Here is a 4987-nt window from a genome sequence, read left to right on the forward strand (position 1 = left end):
AAAATAGTTTGTTTAAACTAAACTGATTTATAGTGTATAATATGTTATTAGTGGCCTTGAAACCACTTTTGCACAGTCGATTATATTATATTACTACAATTTACTGCAAGCAATCACATTCTTGGTGAATACGCATAGCTGATAACATCAGCCAAGCAAAAACAGGTAAGGAATCATATGAAAGTAATTAAAAATTATCTCTATAATGCCGGATACCAGCTTTTGGCTGTTTTATTGCCGTTAATAACTGCTCCCTACGTTTCGCGCGTAATCGGAGCACACGGTATCGGCATCAACACCGCAACGAACTCGACGATTCAATACTTCATCCTTTTTGGTTCAATTGGCATTGCCATGTACGGCAATCGCGAAATTGCATACCACAGATCAGACAGGCAGAAAATGAGCAAGATTTTCTGGGAAATCCAAATGCTCAAGTTCATCATGATGACCCTGTCATACGGGGCATTCCTTATATATTTAGCATTCTGTCCAGTATACAAGGTGTACATGCTGATTCAGTCCATCAACCTGATAGCTGCAGCTCTTGACATCTCCTGGCTTTACATGGGACTTGAAGATTTCAAGAAGACTGTCCTGAAAAATACAATGGTGAAGCTTGCATCAGCGGCAATGATCTTCATGTTCGTGAGAGATGCAGGAGACACCTGGGTGTACATCTTCGTGCTGGCCATTTCCGTTCTCGGCGGCAACCTCACGCTCTGGCCGTACATCAGAAGAACACTGGTCAAGGTGAATTTAAGGGAACTGCATCCGTTCAGACACTTCAAGCCTACAATAGCTTTATTCATCCCACAAATTGCCATCCAGATTTATCTGGTCTTGAACAAGACCATGCTCTGGGCAATGGTCAGCAGTGATGTTGCCGGTTTCTATGACAGGTCAGACACGCTTGTCAAGCTTGTTCTCACAATCGTCACGGCAACTGGCACAGTCATGCTCCCCCACGTTGCCCATGCCTTCCACGAAGGAGACGTCAAGGCCGTCAATGACATGACCGCTGATTCGTTTGACTTTGTCTCATGTATCGCAATCCCGATGTTCGCCGGTCTGGCAGCCATCGGACAAAAACTCGCACCGTTGTTCTTCGGCCCTCAGTTCAAGCCTGTCGGCATGGCCGTCTGCCTTGAAGCCGTCGTCATCGTCCTGATCGGCTGGAGCAACGTTGTCGGTCAGCAATACCTCCTGCCAACGGACAAGATCAAGGTTTACACGGGGTCAGTTGTTTCCGGTGCCATAGTCAACCTGATTCTCAATCTTCCCTTCATCTACCTCTGGGGGCTTCACGGTGCCATCATGGCCACTGTCTCATCTGAAATCGTGGTCACTGGATATCAGCTGTGGCATGTCAGAAAGGAACTTGACCTGAGAAAAATGTTCCACAACGTTCCGAAGTACGCACTTGCGGGAGTCGTGATGTTTATTGTGGTCAACAGGATCTGCGTTACTTCATCACCTCAGACAACACTACAGAACATAATCATGATAGCATTGGAAATTGCAGCAGGGGTGGCAACGTACGCTTTCGGACTGCTATTACTGAGACCAACCATATTGTTCAAGTTAAAGGACATCATAACTAAAGTTAGGAGTAAGTAACATGGAGCCTATATCATTTGAAAAAACATATCAATCTTCACTAGGTATAAAAATAAGGAACCGGCTACGATGGATACCTGAAGCAAGCTATCTTCTCGCCTTTTTCTTGTACATTACAGGGCAGTTCATCCAAGGCACCATGCTGGCTAAGCTGATTCCCGGAACAATCACATATCACATTCAGATGCTTGCCGCCTTTATGGTAATTGCGAAAGCATTATTATTTGACAGGCACTCCGTTAAGGACTGGTCAATTATATTCCTGTTGGGCACTGTCCTTTGGGCAAGTGGAAACAATGCAGTACTACTTGAAATATTCTATTACTACATCTTCATAATATCCGCCCAGGATGTTGATTTCTCTAAGATTGCCAAAGTGTTCTTCATAACTGTATCTTCAGCTTTGTTGGTAACTTTTGTACTGGCTAAATTCAGAATAATACACGGGCTGGCCTATTCCCGTCCCAATGGTGCCATGCGCTATGCACTGGGCACCATCTATCCGTCTGATCTCGCTGCGAGGTGCTTCTGCCTAATGCTGGCATATGTCATCATCAAGAACTTCAAGCTGTGTTTCCCGGAATATCTTGGAATGGTGGCAGTAACCATAACAACGTATGTCGTCACGGATACAAAAGTTGACTTCATCTTGATGACGCTTCTTATCCTGGCATCTGTTTTTTACAAGCAGACCGTTTCCATTCTTAAATTGCTTACTTCCAAGGGAATTGCATTGATACTTGGAACAGCTGTCACAGCAATTATTTTATCAACGTACTTCTATACGCCGAAGAACCCCGTTCTTTCAATGATAGACAGAGCTCTGTCCGGAAGGCTTCACTACTCTCACATGGCGTTCAAGAACTACAATGTGACTTCACTGGGTCAGTATATAGATCAACACGGTTTCGGCGGGGGTACAAAGGCTGTACTGAATTATTTTTACATTGACTGTTCATATATAAGGGTTTTAATGATGTTCGGCTGCATCACCTTTATAATCATGGTAATCTTTCTGCTGTACCTGTCATATAATTTCATGAACAAACAGGTCTATGCCTTGGAAGTTGCCTTGATTTTCATTGCATTAAGTGCCTTGATTGACCAGCACATGTGGGAACTTTCGTTTAACATCATTTTTCTTGCGACCTTTGCAGACTTGAATAAATTCAAGAACCCTAGATATAATTTATCTTTTTCATGATGTCAACCACCATCGACCAAAGTCAATGGTTTGTGGTTCAGACGCCCATATATTGAGTGTCTGAACTATAATTTGCATATACGGACAGTTTACCCAAACATCCGTAGTTGTTTAAACAGTGATTGTCTAATTGCAAACGCCTTTTACATTTCTGAGCTGCCATAGGGCCATAGAAATAGAGGCTGAAAAAAATCTGACTCAATCAAAAGCCTCGGATGATTTTTTCATCCGGGCTTTTGGTGTATGCAACGTTAAATGTGGGTTTTGACCATAAGCCTGTCCTGCACATTGCTTGAGCAGACAATGCGTAATTATGTATTTTAAAAAAGCAAGTTTTCATGTATCAAAACTGAACAAAATCAGTTAATCTACAACGCATTTAATTTAATCCAAGAGGGAAGCTGGTCTTTTTCGGCTAAGCACAAATTAAAGATCATTGTATTTATGAAGCGAATTTTTTCGTTTTACAGTTGTTCATCTTCAATACAGTCTATTATTTCTAATTTAAACATTAATATTCACATTATTTCTACAATTAAACCCAAAAAAACAATTAATTGTCATCACTTTTGAAACATGCCAGCCATAAATTTTGCGTATACTGAAAATAAGAGAAAGGCGAGGTGTAACAGATATGAAACACAGTATAGAACTTAAAAAAACAATTTTAGTTTCAATGGTCACTCTAGGATTCCTCGGGGTAGTAACTTCAGGAATCATCAGGTGTAATGACAACGATCTGGGCATAAAAACTGTGCAAGCATCATCTGTTCGCCAAGGACAACAGTACATCAACGGCCATTGGTATCTTTTTGACAATAAAGGTCATTACAAGACAGGCTTTCAGTGGATCGCAAACCAAAGGAAGACTGTCTACTACAACTCACGTGGCGAGATGCAGTATGGTCAGCAGAAAATCGGCGGTCACTGGTATCTCTTTGACAACGGCTCAGGTGCCATGAAGACTGGTCTGCAGTACATCGCAAATCAGCGCAAGACGGTTTACTACAATTCCCGTGGTGAGATGCAATATGGCTATCAGACAGTCAACGGTCATCACTACTACTTCAACACGAGTTCAGGGGCATTGGAGCCGCTTCCTTCAACAGGAAGTCCAAGAACTACACAAAACAGGCAGTACGGATTCACCCTTAATGGTCACAATTACGCAATCAAGTCATTCAGCGGAACCGGAACAGTTCCTGCCGACAGTTACGTCTATGCCTGGACATCACTTAGAAACTACTACTTATTTGAATATTACGGCAGTGCACACAAAGAGCTTGCATCTCTTCACGTTGGCAGTCCCGTTGTAATCAACGGCCAGACCCTTCACGTAAGGGAAATCATCACAAATGTTTCAAATAACGGCAATGCATATGATCTTGTCGCAAGAAAGATGCAGCAGTACAAGGCCGGCTGGCAGACGTGCGAATATGCGGCATATGGATCCACATTACGTCTCTGGTTTGCAAATTAACTGATTCAACAAAAAGCATCTCCTCCAACTCGGGGGAGATGCTTTTTTCATCTGTCAACATGAACGCCTTCACGCTCAATCTGCAGGATTCGATATTCATCTTTCAAACCGGCTTTTTTGCCCAGGTCAATATATTCATCAACTCTGTCATGCGGCAAAAAGCTCATGACCGTCGGGCCGGCACCGCTGAGATACGTGGCCATTGCGCCTGTCTTATGTCCGATTTTCCTTAGAATCGGAAGATGCGGCACAAGCTTTTCCCGATAGGTTTCGTGATAACGGTCGCTTTCAATCATCTTGCCCGCAGTCTTCATATCACCGGCAACAAGTGATGCAACCAAGACGTTGCCGATGCTTCCGGCCGCAACGGCTTCAGAAAACGGAAACTTTGCCGGCAGGACGTTGCGTGCGTCAGCCGTGGCCAGATTATATGCAGGAATATACGCAACCATCGTCAGATCAGGAAATTTGAGCCTGATGCTTGAAACACTGCCGTCGACCATCGTTGAAACGACGAAATCACCGTATAATGCCGGAGCCACGTTGTCCGGATGACCTTCCAGCTCGGCGGCTTTCTGGAGAATCTGCTCATCTGTCAGATTCATCCTTCCGATTTCATTTGCCATTACAATGCCTGCAATCAGTGCCGACGAACTGCTCCCCAGTCCGTGCGCCAGCGGAAT

The 4987-nt window shown here is 43.7% G+C and carries 4 protein-coding genes; 3 read left to right on the forward strand and 1 reads right to left on the reverse strand.

All coding sequences use genetic code 11. From position 1 onward, the window contains the following. Positions 1 to 177 precede the first annotated feature (177 nt). The 3 genes from V7Z60_RS08790 (at position 178) to V7Z60_RS08800 (ending at position 4304) form a co-directional block, all read left to right on the forward strand. Positions 178 to 1620 (forward strand): oligosaccharide flippase family protein, encoded by a 1443-nt coding sequence (locus tag V7Z60_RS08790; protein WP_334117451.1) that lies wholly within the window; start codon positions 178 to 180, stop codon positions 1618 to 1620. Between the two features lies 1 nt (position 1621). Next, positions 1622 to 2824 (forward strand): beta-carotene 15,15'-monooxygenase, encoded by a 1203-nt coding sequence (locus tag V7Z60_RS08795; RefSeq protein WP_334117452.1) that lies wholly within the window; start codon positions 1622 to 1624, stop codon positions 2822 to 2824. A 754-nt stretch (positions 2825 to 3578) separates the two neighbouring features. Further along, positions 3579 to 4304 (forward strand): N-acetylmuramoyl-L-alanine amidase family protein, encoded by a 726-nt coding sequence (locus V7Z60_RS08800; RefSeq protein ID WP_334117453.1) that lies wholly within the window; start codon positions 3579 to 3581, stop codon positions 4302 to 4304. Between the two features lie 47 nt (positions 4305 to 4351). Here the strand turns inward: V7Z60_RS08800 and thrB are convergent. Next, a partial coding sequence (gene thrB, locus V7Z60_RS08805) for a homoserine kinase (protein WP_334117454.1) occupies positions 4352 to 4987 on the reverse strand: 636 nt, incomplete at its 5' end.

This window comes from Ligilactobacillus sp. (genome assembly GCF_036846325.1).
In the GTDB taxonomy this organism is placed as follows: domain Bacteria; phylum Bacillota; class Bacilli; order Lactobacillales; family Lactobacillaceae; genus Ligilactobacillus.